The sequence below is a fragment of the Lentibacter algarum genome, from assembly GCF_018860975.1.
Classification (GTDB): Bacteria; Pseudomonadota; Alphaproteobacteria; order Rhodobacterales; family Rhodobacteraceae; genus Lentibacter; species Lentibacter algarum_A.
The window spans coordinates 231,118-249,356 of the sequence record NZ_JAHKQI010000003.1 but is presented as its reverse complement, the minus strand read 5'-3'; the positions used below and the strand labels follow the sequence as shown (position 1 = coordinate 249,356).

Here is an 18,239-nt window from a genome sequence, read left to right as displayed (position 1 = left end):
CTCTGGTGCTCCTTCTGACTTGGGCGGCTGAAGCTTGGTTGCTTCTGGCTCATTGATCTTCGCCTATCGTTAAAGTGTGGCCGATACTGCCCAGTCTTCAAGAGGTTTCTTTAAATAAAGTATCACAATTGGCGTGATTGCCGAAAAAAACCCCTAGAAAGCGTCTTTCATAGCGCGAAGTTTCGTAAAACTCTCCTTATCGGTGGCATTTGGCAGGCCGATCGCGCTTTTGATACTCGGCTCGTTGGCGCGCAAGAAAGGGTTTGTTGCCCGCTCAAGCGCCAGTGTCGAGGGCACGGTGAAGCCGCCTTGGGCCCTGATTTTGGCAGTTTCTATGTTGCGCAAGGCGAGCGCTTTGTTGTCAGGATCGACCGTTGCGGCGAAGCGACCGTTCGAGGCGGTGTATTCATGGCCTGAACAAACGAGGGTCGTTTCTGGTAAAGTTGCGAACTTGTTCATGCTGTCATGCATGAGTTCGGGCGAGCCTTCAAACAACCTTCCGCATCCAAGTGCCATCAGGCTGTCACCGGAGAATACGAGGCCAGAAGCAGGTAGGTAAAACGCAATGTGCCCGAGTGTGTGGCCAGAGACATCAAACACCTGCACCTCTTCGCCAAGCAAAGTGAAGCTGTCTCCGTCGCTATAGGCGTGATCAAGGGTGGGAAGGCGGTGCTCATCGGCTTTCGCTCCGATCACAGTCAGGTCGTCGCGGCCAGTGAGGCTGTCCAGGCCTTCAACATGATCCCAGTGATGATGGGTGAGCAGCACGGTTTTGAGCGACCAGCCGCGCTTTTCCAGTTCTGCATTTATCGGCGCAGCCTCTGGCGCATCGACAAGCGCCGCTTCTCCGGCATCATTGGCGATCAGGAAAGCGTAGTTGTCTTCCAAGCAGGGAACGGTGGCGAGTGTGAGGGGCATAGCATTTCCTTACCGGTTTGATATGGTTTATCAAAGAGTGACGGATCAGGGCAGGGGCTGCAATGCATCTTGACGTGAAAGACCTGCGGAACTTTTATTATCGCAGCACGCTCGGGCGGGCCGCGCAAAAGGTGATCCGTGACCAGATGTTGGAAATCTGGCCCAGTGCGAACGGCCAGTCTGTGCTCGGCTTCGGCTTTGCTGCGCCTTTGCTGCGGCCATACCTCAAGGATGCGCGGCGAGTGACCTGCCTTATGCCGGGCCCACAGGGTGTGATGCCCTGGCCCGCCAAAATGCCGAACGTCAGTGTGCTTTGTGAAGAGACGCACTGGCCCGTCGAAACAGGGCATGTCGACAAACTGGTGCTGATGCACGGGCTGGAAACCAGCGAATGGCCGGCTGCAGTGTTTGAGGAAGCCTACCGCGTGCTTGGCCCTGGTGGTCGGGCACTGTTCATAGTGCCCAACCGTGCGGGACTTTGGAGCCGCAACGACAGAACGCCCTTTGGCTACGGGCGGCCCTATACGCTTGGGCAGCTAGACGAGCAACTAAAACTCTGGGGGTTTCGCCCCGAACACAGCCGCACAGCACTTTACCAACCCCCGAGCGAGCGCCGATTCTGGCGCAAGACGGCGTCGTTTTGGGAAAAGCTCGGTCGTAGTGTTCCGTTTATCGCTGGTGGTGGGGTGTTGATGGTGGAAGTGACAAAGCAAATACCTGCCCCGACACGCCCCGGCCTTGGGCAAAGAGTGAAGACACCGATTTCGATTTTGAAAGCACCGCCTGATGCGGTTCCGGTATAAGTAATACGACAGTTTAAGGTGAAGAAACGGCTGCAATGGAGCCCTGATTCACCCCAAGCGCCGGAAAAACCTGCACTTTTTGCAGGCCAAAGCGTCGCACTTTGGCTAAGGTGTTGAAAGTAAGTAACATTCACTTGCAGCAAAAAACACTGTAGCAGCTTGCCGCAACAAGTTTGCTCTGTTACACCCGCCTCGATTTAGCTGCTTTGAGAAAACTCAGGGTGAAACGCCCCCGGGGGATGTGCGGACTGTAAGCTTGGCTTACGACCTGCTAATCTGGGGCCAGACAATCGGAAGGGTGGACGTGTCCGAACCAGCTTCGATCTCAACAGGTATTGCGGCCCGCTATGCGACAGCCGTTTTTGACCTTGCCAAAGAAACAAAAAAACTTGCGCCGCTTGAAGGTGACTTGGACAGTTTGGAAAGCGCACTGAAGGACAGTGCCGACTTCACCAACCTGCTCTCAAGCCCTATTTACAGTCGCGAAGAGCAAGGCGCTGCAGTTGCAGCGCTTGCCAAGAAGATGAAACTCTCACCAATCATGACGAAGACGCTTAGCCTTATGGCTGCAAAGCGTCGCTTGTTCGTTGTGCCACAACTTGTCAAAGGCCTGCGCGCGCGTATCGCTGAAGACAAAGGTGAAGTATCAGCCGAAGTCGTGAGCGCCAAAGCTCTGACCAAAGCACAAGCAGACAAGCTCGCCAAAACCTTGAAAACGCGTTTCGGCAAGACTGTGACCATCAAAGCGTCCGTTGATGAAAGCCTCATCGGCGGCCTTGTCGTTAAAGTGGGCTCGAAAATGATCGACACGTCGATCCGCTCGAAGCTCGGCTCCCTCCAGAATGCAATGAAAGAGGTCGGATAAATGGGTATCCAAGCTGCAGAAATTTCTGCGATCCTAAAGGATCAGATTAAGAACTTCGGTAAAGAAGCCGAAGTTGCTGAAGTTGGTCAAGTTCTTAGCGTCGGCGACGGTATCGCCCGCGTTTATGGCCTGGATAACATCCAGGCTGGTGAGATGGTTGAATTCCCAGGTGGAATTATGGGCATGGCCCTCAACCTCGAAACTGACAACGTTGGTGTTGTTATTTTCGGTTCTGACCGTGACATCAAAGAAGGTGACACAGTCAAGCGCACAAACGCGATCGTTGACGTGCCATCAGGCCCCGAGCTTCTCGGGCGCGTGGTTGACGGCCTCGGTAACCCGATCGACGGCAAAGGCCCGATCAAAACCAAGAACCGTGCGATTGCAGACAGCAAGGCGCCGGGCATCATCCCGCGTAAGTCGGTTCACGAGCCGATGGCGACTGGCCTTAAGTCGGTTGACGCTATGATCCCGATTGGTCGTGGTCAGCGCGAGCTGATCATTGGTGACCGCCAAACAGGTAAAACTGCCGTGGCGCTTGACGCGATCCTCAACCAGAAGAGCTACAACGAAGCTGCTGGCGATGACGACAGCAAGAAGCTTTACTGCGTTTATGTAGCCATCGGCCAGAAGCGCTCGACGGTTGCCCAGCTTGTGAAGCGCCTCGAAGAAAGCGGCGCGATCGAGTATTCAATCGTTGTGGCGGCAACGGCGTCTGATCCTGCTCCGATGCAGTTTCTCGCACCTTACGCGGCAACAGCGATGGCGGAATACTTCCGCGACAATGGCAAGCACGCTCTGATCATCTACGATGACCTTTCAAAGCAGGCCGTTTCATACCGCCAGATGTCACTTCTTCTGCGTCGCCCACCGGGCCGTGAAGCTTACCCAGGTGACGTTTTCTACCTTCACTCACGTCTGCTTGAGCGCTCTTCAAAGCTCAACGAAGATCACGGCTCGGGTTCACTGACGGCTCTGCCGATCATTGAAACCCAAGGCGGCGATGTTTCGGCGTTTATTCCGACAAACGTGATTTCGATCACCGATGGTCAGATTTTCCTTGAAACCGAACTGTTTTACCAAGGCATCCGCCCTGCTGTGAACACAGGCCTTTCGGTTTCTCGTGTTGGTTCATCGGCGCAAACCAAAGCGATGTCTTCGGTTGCTGGCCCTGTGAAACTGTCACTGGCCCAGTATCGTGAGATGGCGGCTTTTGCCCAGTTCGGCTCAGACCTTGACGCTGCAACACAGCAACTTCTGGCTCGCGGTGCGCGTCTGACAGAGCTGATGAAGCAAGCGCAATACTCGCCGCTGACAAACGCCGAAATCGTTTGCGTCATCTTTGCGGGCACCAACGGTTACCTCGACAAAGTCGAAGTGAACCAGGTTGGACGCTACGAAGCTGGCCTGCTTAACCACCTGCGCAGCAAGCACGCTGACCTTTTGACTTGGATCACAGACGAAGATCCGAAGATCAAAGGCGATGCTGCCGACCGCGTCAAAGCAGCGCTGGACGAATTCGCCGCTGACTTCGCTTAAGGAGAGATAGGCAATGCCAAATCTCAAGGACCTTAAAAATCGGATTGAGTCGGTCAAATCGACCCGCAAGATCACGAAAGCCATGCAAATGGTGGCTGCCGCAAAACTGCGGCGGGCACAGGAAGCTGCTGAACAGTCACGCCCTTACACAGAGCGCTTTAACGCGGTTCTGGGTGGGCTGGCCTCGGCTGTGGGCACTTCAGACGGAGCACCGCTCCTGCTGCGCGGCTCGGGAGATGACAAGGTGCATATGCTCGTTGTTATGACTGCCGAACGCGGCCTTTGTGGCGGCTTTAACAGCACGATCGTGAAGCTGGCGAAAGCCCGCATCGCTCGTTTGAAAGCAGAAGGCAAAACTGTCAAAATTCTGACCGTGGGCAAAAAAGGCCGCGAGCAGTTGAAGGGCGAATTTGAGAGCCTGTTCGTGCATCATGTTGATCTGAGTGAAGTCAAAAAGCTTGGTTACGACCATGCCAAAGACATTGCTGTTGATCTGCTCAACCGCTTTGAAGCGCAAGAGTTTGATGTCGCGACAATCTTCTACAACCGCTTCCAGTCGGTGATCAGCCAGATCCCGACCGAGCAACAAGTTATTCCTGCCAGTTATGACGCGCCGGAAGGCAAAGAGGCTGGCGCCGCTGACTATGACTACGAGCCTGATCAAGACCAGGTACTTGCAGACTTGTTGCCACGCGGTGTGGCAACACAAATCTTTGCAGCGCTCCTCGAAAACGGGGCAAGCGAGCAAGGGGCACGTATGTCAGCTATGGATAACGCGACGCGCAATGCGGGCGACATGATCGACAATCTGACAATCGAGTATAACCGCTCACGTCAGGCTGTGATTACCAACGAGCTGATCGAGATTATTTCGGGCGCTGAAGCGCTCTAAAAGACAACCGGAGACGAGATACATGGCTAATGCAAAAGGCAAAATCACCCAGGTGATCGGCGCCGTTGTGGACGTACAATTTGGCGCCCACCTGCCCGAAATTCTGAACGCACTTGAAACAGACAACAACGGCAAACGCCTGATCCTCGAGGTTGCTCAGCACCTCGGCGAGAGCACAGTTCGCTGCATCGCGATGGACGCTACTGAAGGGCTCGTTCGCGGCCAGGAAGTTAGCGACCTTGGCGAGCCGATTTCGGTTCCTGTGGGTAACGGCACATTGGGCCGTATCCTCAACGTGACAGGCGACCCTGTTGATGAAAAGGGCCCGGTTGACGCGACTGGCAAGCGCTCTATTCACGGCGACGCGCCGACGTTTGAAGAGCAGTCAACCGCGACTGAAATTCTGACAACAGGCATCAAGGTTATCGACCTTCTCGCGCCTTACACGAAGGGCGGCAAAATCGGTCTCTTCGGCGGTGCGGGTGTTGGCAAAACGGTTTTGATCATGGAACTGATCAACAACATCGCGAAAGTGCACTCAGGTGTGTCTGTGTTCGCGGGTGTTGGTGAGCGCACACGTGAAGGCAACGACCTTTACCACGAGATGATCGAATCTGGTGTTATCGTTCCTGACAATCTTCCGGATTCAAAGATTGCTCTGGTCTACGGCCAGATGAACGAGCCTCCCGGAGCGCGTATGCGTGTTGCTCTGACAGGTCTGTCACTCGCGGAACAGTTCCGTGATGACACGGGTTCAGACGTTCTGTTCTTCGTTGATAACATCTTCCGCTTTACACAAGCTGGTTCGGAAGTTTCGGCTCTCTTGGGTCGTATTCCATCAGCGGTTGGCTACCAGCCAACACTGGCGACAGACATGGGCCAGATGCAAGAGCGCATCTCGTCAACCAAAAATGGTTCGATCACATCGGTTCAAGCCGTATACGTTCCTGCGGATGACTTGACTGACCCTGCACCTGCAACATCATTTGCGCACCTTGACGCGACAACGGTTCTTGACCGTTCGATCTCGGAGAAAGGTATCTACCCGGCGGTTGATCCTCTTGGTTCGACGTCACGCCTGCTTGACCCGCAGATCATCGGCGAAGAGCACTACACGGTTGCAACCGAAGTTCAGCAGATTTTGCAGCGCTACAAATCACTGCAAGACATCATTGCGATCCTCGGCATGGACGAGTTGTCAGAAGAAGACAAAATGACAGTTTCTCGCGCCCGTAAGATCGAGCGTTTCCTGTCGCAACCATTTGACGTTGCGAAAGTGTTTACCGGCTCTGACGGTATTCAGGTGCAGCTCGAAGACACGATTGCATCGTTCAAAGCGGTTGTCGCTGGCGAGTATGATCACCTCCCAGAAGGCGCCTTTTACATGGTTGGCGGCATCGAAGACGTGATCGCCAAAGCCGAAAAAATGGCAGCTGACGCTGCTTAAGGGAGGCTGACACATGGCCGATACGATGCAATTTGATCTGGTAAGCCCTGAGCAGAAGCTTGCTTCTCTTCAGGTCGCTTCAGTGCAGATCCCTGGTGCTGACGGGCAGATGACGGCGATGCCGAACCACGCGCCTGTGATCACCACGCTGCGCCCTGGTGTGCTGCATATTGCAGGGCCTGAGGGTGAGGCAAAATATGCTGTCACTGGCGGTTTTGCGGAAGTCAGCCCCGAGGGCTGCTCGGTGCTGGCCGAAAAGGCTATCGCCATGGCGGATGCTTCGCAGGCTGATCTAGAACCAGTTGTCGCTGCCGCTCGTGAAGCTGCTGCAAATGCTGCCAGCGAAAACCGCGATATGGCTGAACTTTTGCTGGCCGATCTTGAAGAGCTTCTGCAAAATATGGTCTGACACCTTGCTCTGTCTCTGGGCAGAAGCGATAGAAAATGATATGCCTCAACCTATAAGGGTTGGGGCATTTTTTGTGCCGGTTACGAGTGCGGGAAGGGAAAGCTTGGGAACGGAACAAATTGCGATGAAGAAACTTGGGGTCGGTGTCGGCGTTGCGCAGGGCAATGATGTAATTTTTGAGCATTATCAAGAGGGTGGCGAAATGTGGACTGGCACGGGAAACCGTGAAGCACGCAAGTGGATCGCCTTTCAAGAACCGTTCAAATCGGCGCCGAGCGTGCAGTGCTCACTGACGCTTTGGGACGTCGATAGCGCCACAAATCTGCGTGCTGATATTGAAGCCGAGAACATCGGCGAGACGGGTTTTCATCTGGTTTTTCGCACTTGGGGAGACAGCAAAATCGCCCGCATTCGTGCATCGTGGTTGGCGATTGGGTCAGTGCCTGATGATGACGCCTGGGAGGTTTACTGAGAGGCTTACGTAAACAGCCCTTCGTAGATCGGCTCAAGCATGTCGGTGTCAAACAACGAACTGACAGAGGTGCCGTTCCAGATATTGAGTGTTGCCTGTGCGAACATCGGCGCAGTGGGAACCACACGAATGTTGGGCGTTGCTTTGGCTTCGTCGGTTGCAGCGATCGTATCCGTTATCACCAGCGATTTCATCACTGACTTGCTGATACGGTCGCAGGCCGGGCCGGAAAGCACACCGTGCGTGATGTAAGCGTGCACTTCAGACGCCCCATTCTCTATGAGCACCTCAGCAGCTTTGCAGAGCGTGCCTGCGGTATCGACCATGTCATCGACGATAAAGCATTTTTTACCTGTCACATCGCCGATGATTGTCATCTCGGCGACTTCGCCAGCCTTTTCACGGCGTTTGTCAACAATCGACAGCGGTGCGTCGATTCGCTTGGCAAGTTCACGCGCCCGAGCAACACCGCCGACATCAGGAGAGACGACCATGATATCATCCATCTCATTCTTGAATTTATGCTTAATGTCGAGTGCGAAGATCGGTGAGGCGTAGAGGTTATCAACCGGAATGTCGAAAAAGCCCTGAATTTGAGCTGCATGCAGGTCCATCGTCAGGATGCGCTCAATACCCGCGCCAACCAGCATATTGGCGACCAATTTAGCCGAGATCGGTGTGCGCGCCTTTGAGCGGCGGTCTTGGCGGGCATAGCCAAAGTAGGGGATGACAGCGGTAATCCTCTGCGCAGACGAGCGGCGCAACGCGTCGGCCATGATCAGCAGCTCCATCAAGTTGTCATTCGCCGGATTGGAGGTTGACTGGATGATGAACATGTCCTCGCCGCGAACGTTATCAAACACTTCGACGAATATCTCACCATCGTTGAAGCGCTCGACGCGGGCCTCGACCAACCCCTGACTTACCCCGCGATGTAGCGACATGCGCCGCGTGATCGCTTTGGCCAGTGGCATGTTGGCGTTGCCGGCAATGAGCTTTGGTTCTTTGGTGAGTGACATAGGCTGAGCCCCCCCGAGGCTTTGATGATTCTGTCGCAGACTGATGACGTTGACACGGCTTAGCATCTCTCTAGGGTCGGGCAAAGAGAGCGAATAGCGCAAAGGGAAATTACAGCATGCCAACAATTGATTATTACTTCTCTGTACTCAGTCCTTGGGCATATCTCGCAGGCAACAGGCTTGAAGAGATCGCAGCGAAGCATGGGCAGGACATTAATTACAAGCCCTTGGATATTATGGCGCTTTTTCCGCGCACTGGCGGTGCGGCACCTGCTGACAGACACCCTTCACGCATGGACTACCGCAACCAGGAGCTGAAGCGTCAGGTGAAAAAGACCGGCATGGAGATGACCTTCCCCAAGCCTGCCTTCTGGCCGACCAATCCTGTGCCTGCGTCTTATGCTGTCATTGCGGCGCAGGAAGCTGGAGGGAATGTCGGTGCTTTGGCGCAGGCATTAATGCGTGCGACGTGGGTTGAAGAGCGCGATATCGGCGATGAGGCTGTGGTTCAGGCCTGCCTTGAGGCGACAGGCTTTGACGCTTCATTGACCAATTCCGGTATGCTTGTTGGTGCGGAAACCTACGGGCGCAACCTAGAGCAGGCCGTTGCGGCTGGTGTTTTTGGCGCACCCTTCTATGTGCTTGAAAATGGTGAAAAATTCTGGGGTCAAGACCGCTTGGCTGACCTGGAGTTGCACCTTGAAGGCAAGCTCTGAGATGACTGTTGAGAACCGCGCCGGGTATGATGTCTACCATACTGTGCTCGGCGAAGGGCCGCGTAAGGCTTTGATGTTGCACTGTTCTCTGGCGCATTCCGGCGCTTGGCGGGGTGTCGCCAAGCTGTTGGGCGATGAGGCGACGATGACGGCATTTGACCACCTCAGTCACGGCAAAACCGCGGTTTGGGACGGTGTCGGTGACTACCACGATGTGAGCACTGAAGTTGCGAAGACTTTCCTGAAAACGGGTGAGAAGATCGACTTGGTCGGGCACTCTTTTGGTGCGACCGTGGCTTTGCGCTTGGCGCTTGAGTGCCCAGATATGGTGCGCTCTGCGGTGCTGATTGAGCCGGTTTTGTTTGCCATCGCGCGGCTCGATGACCCCGAGTATGCCGAGATACATCTATCTGAAATGAAACGCATTTCCGACTTCATTGACGCGGGAGATACCGCGGCTGCGGCGCAGTCCTTCCTCGGAATTTGGGGCGGCGGGCCGCCTTGGGAGGCGATGCCGGAATCGATGCAAAAGATGATGGAAATGCAGATACCGCTTATCCCTGAGAGCGAACCTGCGATCTACCGTGATCTTGCAAATATGACCGATGAAACGCGGCTTGCGGCGCTGGACATGCCGGTGATGTTGCTGCGTGGGAGCACCTCTCCGAAGGGCATTAAAACCGTTAATGACGGGCTCGCACGGCGGATGGGAGGGGCCGAAAACCTTGTTGTTGAGGGGGCCGGGCACATGGTGCCGATCACGCACCCGAAAGAGACCGCAGAGCTCATCCGCGCGTTTTGGTTAACGGCTTAGGGCCTGTTCAAAAGCGCTGTGACTCGGGTGCATACCACAGTGCATATAGCAGTGCATAATGCGTATGCACGGATTTGGCGGCGCTAAAGTGGTTAACGCGGCGCACGGTGGCGGCGCTGTATCAGCCTTTCGCGAGGGCGAGAAACTCCGAGATCTGGGCCTCGGTGATTGACCAACTGCTCACCAAGCGGCAGGGGAGGGGCTCATCCGGATCGCCTTTTTCGACGTCACCATCGAGCACATAGTATTGCGCTCCAGCTTTGGCGAGGCGCTGGTGTGCTGCGCGGGGCAAGGTGGCGAAAAACAGGTTGGCGTCGGCATCGCTTGTTAGGCTGAAGCCTTCTATTTTTTGCAAGCCCGCAAGTAGTGCTGCGGCATTGGCGTTGGCTTGCTTGGCGCTGTCGAGCCAGAGGCCATCGGCGAGGTAGCCTTGCATTTGCGCCGAGAGGTAGCGGTGTTTTGAGAACAGGTGCCCGCCACGTTTGCGGCGCAGCTCAAACTCCCAAGCTTTGGCAGGGTCAAAGAACACCACCGCCTCAACGCCCATGCAGCCGTTTTTGGTGCCGCCGAAGGAGACCGCATCAAAGCCGGCTTTCCATGACATCTCGGCGGCTGTGCAGCCAAGGGCCACCTGAGCATTGGCGAAGCGCGCGCCGTCGAGGTGACACGCAAGGCCGTAGCCTTTGGCGGTTTTGGTGAGGGCTTGCAGCTCGGCGAGCGAATAGACACCGCCGCGCTCTGTGACTTGCGTGACAGAGACCGGGCCGCGCTGCGGGCCGTGCACGCCGCGGGTTTCTTCCGCTGCGATGGCGGCATCAAGTGCTTCAGGCGTCATTTTGTCGTCAGTTCCGACGATGGTAAGCTTGGCACCGCCTGAATAGAACTCGGGTGCGTTACATTCGTCTTCGTGGATATGCGCGGTGGGCGAGCAGAACACGGTCTCAAACGGTTGGCACATGGTTGCGAGGGCGAGGGCGTTGGCGGCGGTGCCTGTAGACACAAGGTAAACTACGGCTTCGGGCGCTTCGAATATCTCGCGGATGGTGTCACGCACTTCGTCCATGATCGTGTCGGCACCGTAGGGCATGGCGTAGCCGTCATTGGCGCGGGCAAGGGCGTCCATGATGGCGGGGTGCACGGCGCTTGAGTTGTCGGAGGCGTAAAACATCAGATCGGTTCCTCGATGATATGTTCTTCCCAGTCTTCTTCGGGAATTTCAAACTCTGGCACGGTTTTTTGCTGCATGGAAACCCCTGCGTCATGCACAGAGTCCGGCGTGCCGGAAATTAGCGGGTGCCATGCAAAAAGCGGCTTGCCCTCCCAGAGGAGTTTGTAGGCGCAGGTGCTGGGCATCCAATACATATGCTCATCAAGGTTTTCGGGCTTGAGCGAGATGCACTCGGGCACGAACTGATGGCGAATGTCGTATTGTGCGCAGCGGCAGGTGGTGTCATCAAACATCCGGCAGGCCACACGTGTCAGCGCGACATGGCCTGTGTCTTCATCCTCAAGCTTGTTGAGGCAGCATTTGCCGCAGCCGTCACAGAGCGCTTCCCACTCTTGTGGGGACATTTTGTTCAATGGGGTCTTTTCCCAGAACTTCGGCGCGAGGCCTTTGCGCATGATCGGGTCGTTCATAGCTGGCTCATTATTGTGCGGGCTTTGGCGCAGTCGGCGTTCATTTGGGTGATGAGCGCCTCCAAGCTGTCAAAGTTTTCCTCGGGGCGCAGGTAATCAACGAGCGCGATTGAGATTGTCTCGCCGTAGATATCGCCTTTGAAATCGAAGATGAACGTTTCAAGGTTGGGCTTGTTCTCGCCGAACATCGGGCGGGTTCCCAGCGAAGCTGCGCCGATGTAGCTGCCCTTGTGCGGGCCTGTGAGGATGTCGGCCTCGACAGCGTAAACGCCGAGTTTGGGCAGGTGCAGCCCGTCGATGCTCATGTTGGCGGTCGGAAAGCCCAAGTCGCGGCCGCGTTGCTCGCCAGTGATGACTGGCCCCTCAAAGCGGTGCCAGTGGCCGAGCATGCTGGCGGCGTCGCGGGGGCGGCCTTCTGTTAAGGCGTTGCGGATCGCCGTTGAGGAGACTTGGCCAGTGGTGCTTGTGAGAAGTTCGGCGATGGTGACGCCAAAGCCCATTTGCTGTCCGAACTCGATGAGGCTTTCGGCGGTGCCTGCGCGGTCTTTGCCAAAGCAGAAGTCAGCGCCGATGACGACATGTTTGAGGCCAAGGCCATCTTTGATCACATTGCGAGCGAACTCTTCTGGTGTGAGTGCCGAGAGCGTGGCGTTGAAGGCCAGCTCATACAGCCGTTTCACGCCGAGTTTCTCAAGGCGGTGGGCGCGTGCTTCGGGGCTCATCAGGCGGAACGCCGGAGCTTTGGGCGCGAAGTATTGCCGCGGATGGGGCTCGAAGGTGAGGATGCCGAGAGGGGCATTCGCCGCTGCGCCAGCCTTGCGGGCAAGCTCGATCACCGACTGGTGGCCAAGGTGCACACCGTCGAAGTTTCCGATCGCCACGGAAGCCCCTTTGTCGGCGTCATTTACATAGGTGTAGTCACGGATAATACGCATGCTGCTTGGGTAGCCTTAGCGGCGATTGGGTGCAAGCGGTGAGTGCTAGTCAAACTTGGCCGAAGGGGCGAGGACTGTGGCTTCGCCTACGAGCACTTTTTTACCGTCTACCAAGCAGCGGCAGTCGAGGGTGACGCGGCGTTTGGTGTGGTCGATGGCGGTGACCTCGACCTCGGCTGTGACCATGTCGCCGGGGCGCACGGGGGCGAGGAACTTGAGCGACTGGCCCATATAGATCGTGCCGTGACCGGGGAGTTGCTCGCCGATGACGGCAGATATCAGGCCTGCTGTCAGCATACCGTGGGCGATGCGGCCTTCAAAGATGGTGTCGTTGGCGTAGGCGTCGTCAAGGTGAACAGGGTTGTGATCGGTCGAAACCTTGGCGAACATCTCGATGTCTTCATCGGTCACGACTTTGCGTATGTAGCGCATCATGCCCATTTCGATCTCTTCGATGGTGATGGTTCCGCGAGGAAGGTTGTCCAACATTCCGGCCTCTTTGCTAATTGATGGCGTAATTATCAGGCGCGTGTGCGCCCTGAGTTGGAATATAATTACTTCGCAGATGCAGAAAGATCAAGCCGAAAACGCTAGCGCAATTGGCCGATAGCATAGGTTGGAGTGACCATCTCGGCGGCGATGTAGGCATTGAGGGCGGCTTCTTGGGGTTGATCGGTCGTCTTGGTTTCCGCCGCGGCGAGGCCACCGGTAATGAACAGCGAATCGATGTCATCCCCCAAAGCACCTTTGATGTCGGTGTGGATACCGTCGCCGATTGCGAGGATGCGGTTCGGGGTGATCGACGCATCAAGCGCAGCAAGGCGGCGGCGGGCGAGGTCGTAGATCGGCGGATGCGGCTTGCCGAAATACAGGCTTTCGCCGCCCATTTCGGTGTAGAGCCGGGCGAGCGCGCCTGCGCACCATTCACGCACATCGCCCCGGTCAACCACGATATCGGGGTTGGCGCAAAGCAGCTTCATGCCTTTGGTCTTGGCGTAGAGAAAGTCGGAACGGTTGTCGGAGGGGTCGGCCATCGGGTCAAACGGGCCGCAGCAGACGATGCCCGTTGCTTCGGTGAGGGGAACGCGTGTGATCGGTGTCGGGTTGTCGAGAATTTCGAGCGGCTCAAAAAAGCCCTCGTCGCGCTGCCATTCGCCCATGAAATAGACCTTCTCGCCGACCACACCTTGAAACATCGCCGAGCGCGCGGAATCGCCGGAGGAGGCGATGTCATCATAGGCGTCTTGCGGCACGCCGAACTGCACCAGCTGTTCGGTAACGCCAGCGCGGGGCTTGGGAGAGTTGGTGACAAGCACCACTTTACCACCTTTGGCGCGGTAGGCTTGCAGCGCTGCAACCGCGGCTGGCATGGCCTTGACGCCATCATGCACACAGCCCCAGAGATCAACAAACAGGGCGTCATATTGTGCGGAGATATCTGCGAGGGCGGGGATGATACGTGTCATGGGGAAGCTCCTTTTAAGGCGTTATGGCAGGGCTTGCACGCCTTTACCAGCAGCGCGCGGCGGCGAGGGCTGGATTTGAGTATTTGTGCGAAAAGAAAAGCTGAAGGGGTTCAGGGGCGCAGGTGTTGTGCGATGATTTGAGCCCATTTGGCATAGGCGGCTTCTGAGGGGTGGTAGCCGTCGGCGGCAACATAGCGAGGCTCGAAGGGTAGGTTTAGCGGTATGTGTATGAGCGCGCTGTCGGCGGCGCAGAGTTTGGCGAGCAAGGTGTCGAGGCGCTTGGCGTCGCGGCCGAGGACGTAGCGCAGAGGCTGCGGCAGGAGGGGGAAGCGGTGCATGGGCGGCAGGCCAGAGCGCAGGATGCGTTTGACACCGAACTTGCCGTGCAAGAGCGCGTGCAAGGCATGTTGCTGTTTGAGCCATGTGGACGGGCTTGTGAGGCGGGTGACGTCATTCACGCCGAGGCCGACGAAGGCCGTGTCAAAGCGTTGTTCGGGGAGGTTTTCGAGCGTTCGCAGCGTGCTTTTTGACGTGGCGCCAGTGCGGGCGATGAGCTGCCATTCAAGAGCGAGGTGCGGGACGAGCAAGGGTGGAAGCTGACCTGACAGGGCTTGGCTTTGATGCGACGCTCCGACACCCGCGACGGAGCTGTCGCCGAGGATGAGCAGGCGGTGTTTTGGGCCGCTCCCAGCCGTGCCGGAGCGGGGGCCTTCTGGCTCGGGGAGCAGTTGGGCGGTGCGCATCACGTAGAGGGCCTGCGCGGCGAGGAGGGGGGAGAGGGCGAGTTTGGCGGCGAGGCTGAGCATGTTTCCTTATGGCGTGCGGCTACGCAAGATGGAAGGCTGTATTGGCGCTGTCGTGCGGCCAGCTGATAAACCCATCAGGGCCAGTTTTGGCAGGGTGCAGTCCAGATCAAAAGATCCTTTTCTTTATCCGAGATTTTGCCCCACGCTCGGGTCAGTGCCTGGATAATTTCGCCCTGCTCGTGTTCGATCGGGGGGAGGGGCGCGCGATCCACGACGACCTTTTGCTCAACACGATTGAAAAAGAAACGTCCGCGATAGGAAATACAAAAGGAAAACCTGTCTACATCCTTTGTTGTCGCGGTCACAGGGATATCCCCTGTGATTATGCCTTGTCTCGCCTCTAGATCATGCTGTCCGTTGAAGTGATCTTGGTGGACAACAGTCTCTCCATTCAGGAAGGCAATGTTGAACTCAACATCATTAGCCTGATATTTTGAAAGGTTTTGGAGCGTGAACTGGAACGATTTGAGAGAATATGGAAACTTGCCGCTTCGTGCGAACTCTAACAGCTTCTGACGCAGCTCACTTGGCGTTGAAAGTTCGGATTTCGCACCGAGGTATTTTTCCGGTTCTCGGAGGACCTGTTTGAAAAACGTATCCACCTGTGCCGGGGTCGGAGATTCCAGAACTACGACACTCAGATCTGCTGACCCGAAGTCGTAATTTGCAGTTACAATTCCGACGCAAGCGGATGCGAAAGTGACCGCAACAATTATAGGGCGAAGAAGAGTTCGAAAAGCATCAGACATAAGAGAGTTTTTCTATCGCCGCCGTTAGGCTCGTCTAACGAGCAGTCGGCGGGTGGCATATAGAGAACGCCGCCCGCCGACTTTACTTGTATTCAGAGCTTGAGGCTCGGGATGATTTGTTTTTTGCGGCTCATAACGCCGGGGAGCACAACAGAGTCGCCAGTAACGCTTGCGCCAAAGCTTTTCTCGGCGACGGTTTTGACGAGGTCGTTTGGCACCAGCAGGGTTGCTTCCTCGTTGAGGATGTCGATCACGAACAAGAGCACCTGCTCGACGCCGTCTTCCTTTGCCACGTCGGTCATGGAGGCCATCAGGCTGGCTTTGCGGCTGAGCACGGTGTCGGGCGCGGTTGTTTCAAGCACTGAGACGCGAAACTTTGTGCCCTCGACAGCGTATTCCTTGCTGTCCATGCGCAGGAGTTCGGCGTCGGAGAAGGCGGAGACATCTGACTTGGCGGTGAACATCTCTGTCGCGTAGTCAGCGACGTTGAGGCCCAGATCGGCGGCGAGCTTTTCGGCAACCGCTTTGTCATGCGCTGTTGTTGTCGGTGAGCGGTATTCAAGCGTGTCTGACAGGATGCAGGTAAGCGCTGCGCCTTTGATGGCGTCGGGCATTTTGCTTGCGGCGTCTCCGATCAGGTCAAGCATGATCGTGGCGGTGCAGGCCAGCGGACGGATGGTGATGTCGATCGGGCCTTTTGTCTCAAGGCCACCAACAAGTTTATGGTGGTCGATGATGGCTTGCACATCGGCGTTGTTCACATTGGCTGGCAGTTCGGCGGGGTTGTTGGTGTCAACGATCACGCAGGCTTGGTCATCATCGAGATCAGCAATTATACGCGGCTTTGGCAGCGACCATTTTTCAAGCATGAAGGCGGCTTCGGTGTTGGGCTCGCCTGTGAGGACGGCTTCGGCCTTCTGGCCGAGAACCTCGTTGAGATACCATGCCCAGAGGATCGGTGAGCCTGTGCTGTCGGTGTCGGGTGATTTGTGGCCAAGAACGAGGGTTGTCATCAAAGCTGCTCCATAAAGTGCTAGGGTTTTGGGGCCTTATAGGGCGCTCTTGCGGGCTTGTCACGCGGGCTTGAGCAGGGCAGGTTGTCGCGCATGGCGCAAGTGAAAGAAACAGAGCTATATGCCCCCGTCAAAGCCTATCTGGAGGGGCAGGGTTATGACGTGAAGGGCGAAGTTGGTGCGGCTGATGTCGTGGCGCGGCGCGGTGTTGACGAGCTGCTGATTGTTGAGCTCAAGCTCGGGTTTTCGTTGCAATTGTTGCAGCAGGCTGTGGCGCGGCAGCGCATGAGCGAGCATGTTTATGTCGCAGTGCCGCGTTGGAAGGGCAAGGCGGGCTGGCGCAGCTTTAAGGGCAATGTTGGCCTGTGCAAGCGGCTAGGTGTTGGCGTGCTGAGTGTGCGGCTTAGTGACGGTGTGGTGCAGGCCCATGCAGACCCTGTAGAGTATCAGCCGCGGCGCTCGAAAGTTAAGCGCGGTGTGTTGCTGCGGGAGTTTGATGCGCGGGAGGGTGACCCCAACAAAGGCGGCATGACACGCGAGACAATTGTAACGGCCTACAGGCAGGGCGTGGTGCGCTGTGCGGAGTATTTGCAAGCCAATGGCCCGAGCCGCGGGCGGGACGTGAAGGATGCGACAGGGGTGATCAAAGCGACAACAATGATGCGTGACAACCACTATGGCTGGTTTGAAAGCCACGAAAAGGGCGTCTATGGCCTTACAAATGCAGGGAAAGAAGCTTTGAAAGCATGAACATGCTTGTGAATCGCCGCAATCTCGGACAATCTATTGAAAATCAATATTTGGAGCTGCCCCAATGACACGTAAAACTCTTTGCCTCACTGCCGCGATTGCCCTTGTTGCCAGCCTATCGGCTTGTGGCGCACGCAAAGCTGACACAAGTGTTCAGGTTCAGATGAGCGAAGCCTCATACCAGAACCTTTACGGCGCATATGCTGACACCTGTGACGATGTTGCTGGCGACGCCTGCGCAGCGTCAAACTAACATCAGGTTCTGATCATTCAGTCTTGTGTGCGGCTATGGCCGTCACGGCCTAGCTGACCAGAACAACCACATCTGTGTGGACAGGAGCCTCCTTTCGGAGGCTTTTGTGATTCTGGCTGGTTAGAGCTGCTCGCGAGCGGGGTTTAGTTCTTGCTGCCAGTTTTCAACGCTTTCAAGCGGATAGACCAGCATAAGCGTGCTCAAAGCCAAGCTGTCGCGCGCGATAAAGGCTGCCGACAATTCCAACGCGGCGATCATACCGACGACCAGTGTTTTGCGCAGGTGGTATGCGGTGAAAAAGCCCATGAGCATCCAGATATAGTCGCTGACGGCGTTCAACACGCTGTCGCCGTGGTAGCCGGCGTTGATTGTGGTGGCCCGAAATTTGCCTAGAACCCAATTGGTGTGTTCGATGATTTCCCAGCCGACACCTGTGACGATCGCCACTCCGAGGAGCGTTTCGTAGCTGAGCCTTGGAAAAAGCAGGCGGCCAAGAAAGGCGATGAGAACACCGTGCAGGATGTGACCTAGGGTATACCAATCAGCGATATGCTGTGAGTTTCCTGAGTCGAAAACGGAACCGACCCAGAGCTTGATCTCGCCGCATGTGCAGATCGGGGGTTGGCCCCAGAGCGACAAGACGCCAGCGACGAGAAAAGCGCCCGCGACGGCTGTAAGGTTAACAAAGTTACGTGCCAAAATGTGAACTCCAGATAAATCTTTTGAAGATTCAAT

The 18,239-nt window shown here is 56.3% G+C and carries 22 protein-coding genes; 11 read left to right on the top strand and 11 right to left on the bottom strand.

Features of this window, described 5'->3' with window-relative positions; genetic code table 11:
• Positions 1 to 153: 153 nt before the first annotated feature.
• Positions 154 to 918, bottom strand: a complete 765-nt coding sequence (gene gloB / locus KO498_RS03975; RefSeq protein ID WP_215958578.1) for a hydroxyacylglutathione hydrolase — start codon at positions 916 to 918, stop codon at positions 154 to 156.
• Between the two features lie 62 nt (positions 919 to 980).
• Between gloB and KO498_RS03970 the strand changes: the two genes are divergently transcribed.
• The 7 genes from KO498_RS03970 (at position 981) to KO498_RS03940 (ending at position 7,345) form a co-directional block, all read left to right on the top strand.
• Positions 981 to 1,721, top strand: a complete 741-nt coding sequence (locus KO498_RS03970) for a class I SAM-dependent methyltransferase (RefSeq protein WP_215958577.1) — start codon at positions 981 to 983, stop codon at positions 1,719 to 1,721.
• A 304-nt stretch (positions 1,722 to 2,025) separates the two neighbouring features.
• Positions 2,026 to 2,586: a F0F1 ATP synthase subunit delta gene (locus KO498_RS03965; RefSeq protein ID WP_215958576.1), complete on the top strand. Its 561-nt coding sequence runs from the start codon at positions 2,026 to 2,028 to the stop codon at positions 2,584 to 2,586.
• Entirely contained in the window at positions 2,587 to 4,125 is a 1,539-nt protein-coding gene (atpA, locus tag KO498_RS03960; RefSeq protein ID WP_215958575.1) for a F0F1 ATP synthase subunit alpha, read from the top strand.
• Between the two features lie 13 nt (positions 4,126 to 4,138).
• Complete coding sequence (locus tag KO498_RS03955) at positions 4,139 to 5,017, top strand: F0F1 ATP synthase subunit gamma (RefSeq protein ID WP_215958574.1); 879 nt, start codon at positions 4,139 to 4,141, stop codon at positions 5,015 to 5,017.
• A gap of 22 nt (positions 5,018 to 5,039) precedes the next feature.
• A complete protein-coding gene (gene atpD / locus KO498_RS03950; RefSeq protein WP_215958573.1) occupies positions 5,040 to 6,464 on the top strand; it encodes a F0F1 ATP synthase subunit beta in 1,425 nt (474 codons plus the stop codon).
• Positions 6,465 to 6,477: 13 nt separating this feature from the next.
• Entirely contained in the window at positions 6,478 to 6,873 is a 396-nt protein-coding gene (locus KO498_RS03945; RefSeq protein WP_215958572.1) for a F0F1 ATP synthase subunit epsilon, read from the top strand.
• 124 nt (positions 6,874 to 6,997) lie between these two features.
• The gene (locus KO498_RS03940) at positions 6,998 to 7,345 is read left to right on the top strand and encodes an H-type lectin domain-containing protein (RefSeq protein ID WP_215958571.1); all 348 of its coding nucleotides are present in this window, start codon (positions 6,998 to 7,000) and stop codon (positions 7,343 to 7,345) included.
• Between the two features lie 5 nt (positions 7,346 to 7,350).
• On the opposite strand, the gene KO498_RS03935 is transcribed toward KO498_RS03940, so the two are convergent.
• Positions 7,351 to 8,364, bottom strand: a complete 1,014-nt coding sequence (locus tag KO498_RS03935; protein WP_215958570.1) for a ribose-phosphate pyrophosphokinase — start codon at positions 8,362 to 8,364, stop codon at positions 7,351 to 7,353.
• A gap of 116 nt (positions 8,365 to 8,480) precedes the next feature.
• On the opposite strand from KO498_RS03935, the gene KO498_RS03930 reads away from it, so the two are divergent.
• Positions 8,481 to 9,080 carry a 2-hydroxychromene-2-carboxylate isomerase gene (locus KO498_RS03930; protein ID WP_215958569.1) on the top strand — a complete coding sequence of 200 codons (600 nt, stop codon included), beginning with the start codon at positions 8,481 to 8,483 and terminating at the stop codon, positions 9,078 to 9,080.
• Position 9,081: 1 nt separating this feature from the next.
• Positions 9,082 to 9,894 (top strand): alpha/beta fold hydrolase, encoded by an 813-nt coding sequence (locus KO498_RS03925; RefSeq protein WP_215958568.1) that lies wholly within the window; start codon positions 9,082 to 9,084, stop codon positions 9,892 to 9,894.
• Positions 9,895 to 10,015: 121 nt separating this feature from the next.
• Here the strand turns inward: KO498_RS03925 and KO498_RS03920 are convergent, their stop codons facing one another.
• The 8 genes from KO498_RS03920 to KO498_RS03885 all read right to left on the bottom strand — a co-directional run bounded on the left by KO498_RS03920 (position 10,016) and on the right by KO498_RS03885 (position 16,501).
• Positions 10,016 to 11,062, bottom strand: coding sequence for a threonine aldolase family protein (locus KO498_RS03920; protein WP_215958567.1), 1,047 nt, complete (start codon positions 11,060 to 11,062; stop codon positions 10,016 to 10,018).
• Positions 11,062 to 11,532 carry a YcgN family cysteine cluster protein gene (locus KO498_RS03915; RefSeq protein ID WP_215958566.1) on the bottom strand — a complete coding sequence of 157 codons (471 nt, stop codon included), beginning with the start codon at positions 11,530 to 11,532 and terminating at the stop codon, positions 11,062 to 11,064. Before KO498_RS03915 ends, KO498_RS03920 begins: the two co-directional genes overlap by 1 nt.
• On the bottom strand, positions 11,529 to 12,467 hold the full coding sequence (locus tag KO498_RS03910; RefSeq protein WP_215958565.1) for a bifunctional riboflavin kinase/FAD synthetase: 939 nt from the start codon (positions 12,465 to 12,467) through the stop codon (positions 11,529 to 11,531). Before KO498_RS03910 ends, KO498_RS03915 begins: the two co-directional genes overlap by 4 nt.
• Positions 12,468 to 12,512: 45 nt before the next feature.
• Positions 12,513 to 12,956: a MaoC family dehydratase gene (locus KO498_RS03905; RefSeq protein WP_215958564.1), complete on the bottom strand. Its 444-nt coding sequence runs from the start codon at positions 12,954 to 12,956 to the stop codon at positions 12,513 to 12,515.
• 101 nt (positions 12,957 to 13,057) lie between these two features.
• Complete coding sequence (locus KO498_RS03900) at positions 13,058 to 13,933, bottom strand: HAD family hydrolase (RefSeq protein WP_215958563.1); 876 nt, start codon at positions 13,931 to 13,933, stop codon at positions 13,058 to 13,060.
• Between the two features lie 110 nt (positions 13,934 to 14,043).
• Entirely contained in the window at positions 14,044 to 14,739 is a 696-nt protein-coding gene (locus tag KO498_RS03895) for an SGNH/GDSL hydrolase family protein (RefSeq protein ID WP_215958562.1), read from the bottom strand.
• 74 nt (positions 14,740 to 14,813) lie between these two features.
• Positions 14,814 to 15,488 (bottom strand): hypothetical protein, encoded by a 675-nt coding sequence (locus KO498_RS03890; RefSeq protein WP_215958561.1) that lies wholly within the window; start codon positions 15,486 to 15,488, stop codon positions 14,814 to 14,816.
• Between the two features lie 92 nt (positions 15,489 to 15,580).
• Entirely contained in the window at positions 15,581 to 16,501 is a 921-nt protein-coding gene (locus tag KO498_RS03885) for a manganese-dependent inorganic pyrophosphatase (RefSeq protein WP_215958560.1), read from the bottom strand.
• Between the two features lie 93 nt (positions 16,502 to 16,594).
• Between KO498_RS03885 and KO498_RS03880 the strand changes: the two genes are divergently transcribed.
• Together KO498_RS03880 and KO498_RS03875 are read left to right on the top strand one after the other, a co-directional pair.
• Positions 16,595 to 17,251, top strand: coding sequence for a DUF2161 domain-containing phosphodiesterase (locus KO498_RS03880; RefSeq protein WP_215958559.1), 657 nt, complete (start codon positions 16,595 to 16,597; stop codon positions 17,249 to 17,251).
• Positions 17,252 to 17,315: 64 nt separating this feature from the next.
• On the top strand, positions 17,316 to 17,504 hold the full coding sequence (locus tag KO498_RS03875; RefSeq protein ID WP_215958558.1) for a hypothetical protein: 189 nt from the start codon (positions 17,316 to 17,318) through the stop codon (positions 17,502 to 17,504).
• A 120-nt stretch (positions 17,505 to 17,624) separates the two neighbouring features.
• Here KO498_RS03875 and KO498_RS03870 read toward each other — a convergent pair whose 3' ends face one another.
• Entirely contained in the window at positions 17,625 to 18,203 is a 579-nt protein-coding gene (locus tag KO498_RS03870; protein WP_215958557.1) for a DUF2585 family protein, read from the bottom strand.
• Positions 18,204 to 18,239: the final 36 nt, after the last annotated feature.